The following is a 1,761-nucleotide window of genomic DNA, read 5'->3' as shown; positions in this document are numbered from 1 at the left end:
CCCGTTCAGGTGCCAGATGGATGTCGCTGTCGCTGCCGGTGTCCAGCAATGCCTTCACCGGGATTCCGCAAGCCTCGATGTCAACAAAGGGAAAGTGCGTTCGTGTGTCGATCGCCACCGTCACGGTGTCCGCATCCTTCGGCAGGTCGCCGCCCAGCAGGAAGCGGGCGCGGCGATTCTCCCAGTCGACCTGCAGCGTGAGGCCCATGAGCATTTTGATGCCGATCGTGACGCCGACGCGTTCGTCCCGCGACAGGGGCTTGTCGGTGACCGCCACCTGCTGATTGAGTAGTGTGATTCCGCCGATCACGAGGCTGTCGGCGCGCCGGATAGGGTAATGGCTGACGCCGCCATATCCATTGGCTGAGATGGCCTTTCCATCCTTGGCCCCGTTGGCCAGGGGCACGAGTTTGGAGGAAATCAGCGCCACATCCGACACGGTCGAGCCGGTGTCGATATCGGCATAGGTCGCCTGTCCGTTCACCGTGACGGGAAAGGTGATACCGTCGGCTTCGTCGCCGGAGAGGGGAAGCCATTCCATCGCCTTGGTCGCGTTGAAGCCGAAACGCGCCTCCGGCTCTGCCCGAGTTTGAGCACTGGCAACCGGGAGGGAAATGAAGAGGCAGAGACTTGCGATAACCAAGGGGAGCATGGGATTCATGGCGACCCGACCTTCTCGAAACGGTGGGCGGCGAATATGTGGCCGCCCACCTTCAGCAGCCCAAATTTCAGACGAGGCCCTTAGTCGTTGGGCGAGCCGCTGTTGCGATCATTTCTTTCGCGCTGGTCGTCGGCCTTTGCAGCCCAGTCGGTGCCGCTGTTGGTGCTGCTGCTGCCGGAGCTGCCCCCGATGGTAACGGTCACGACGCCGCCGTTCGGGGGGAAGCCGCCCACCGGACCCACGCCGACCGACACGCCGCCGCCGCTCCAGACGTTGATGCCGCCGCCGCCGCCGACATCCGAGGTCACGTCCGGGCCCGTGGGCTTCGGCATGGGGCTGCGGTCCTGCATGCGGCCACCCGCCACGAAGCCAATCTCGTCCATAGTAAGTTCGCGGAGCATGGGAATAATCCTTCTCTTACTAGTGAAAACCTGCCTGAGTTTCTGACGCATCTGGTAAAGTATTTGTCTTATTCGGGATTATCCTATGTTGGTGTCTATGATGTATGATGTGCGTAATCATCCAAATCCGCAGGAATCTATTTCAATGCATGACGCGAGCGGCGTTCATGCGCGAAGAATTACTGCAATGTGCGAGGGTCGGGGCCCTGACTCGCGCTGCATGTCAGGTAGAATGCGCGAGAATCGAGATTTATGAAGTCGTATTTGCACCGAATTGACGTATTTAAACGCCATTTTTATGGATAAAATCTGGGAACTGATTATCTATTTGTTTTGAATGGATAATGTGTTGCAGTGCCGACATGAATATTCTCGAAGGGCGCGGCCGGTGCGGCGTCGCATATATTCATGAGGAGCGCGCAGCCGCGTGCCTTGCAGCCCGAGCGGCGGGCAGTTCGGGGTGATGATTCCGCCTGGCACATCCCTGCGCGCGCCAGGGCCGAGGCACTTTGATGCGAGCCGATAATGGCCGCTTTTCATGAGCTTGGCGCGATATCCTCGATGGCGATCACATGCTCGGCCAGCGCCAGCGGCGCGCGGCGGTGGGAGGCCAGGATCAGGCCGGTGCTGGATCCCGCCAGCCAGGCGTCGAGCCGCGCGACCAGCTCGGATTCCGTAGCAAAATCAAGTCCTTCGCTG

The 1,761-nt window shown here is 60.2% G+C and carries 2 protein-coding genes; both read right to left on the bottom strand.

What is annotated here, in order from left to right; genetic code table 11:
• The coding region (locus AB0K82_RS44455) for an aspartyl protease family protein (protein ID WP_364409783.1) at positions 1-661 on the bottom strand (661 nt) is incomplete at its 3' end.
• Between the two features lie 80 nt (positions 662-741).
• Positions 742-1,062, bottom strand: coding sequence for a hypothetical protein (locus AB0K82_RS44450; RefSeq protein ID WP_345847078.1), 321 nt, complete (start codon positions 1,060-1,062; stop codon positions 742-744).
• Positions 1,063-1,761: the final 699 nt, after the last annotated feature.

This window comes from Actinoallomurus sp. NPDC052274 (assembly GCF_040679475.1).
Taxonomy (GTDB): Bacteria; Actinomycetota; Actinomycetes; order Streptosporangiales; family Streptosporangiaceae; genus Actinoallomurus; species Actinoallomurus liliacearum.
Note: the sequence above shows the minus strand (reverse complement) of the source record. Positions and strands in the feature narration are given on the sequence as shown.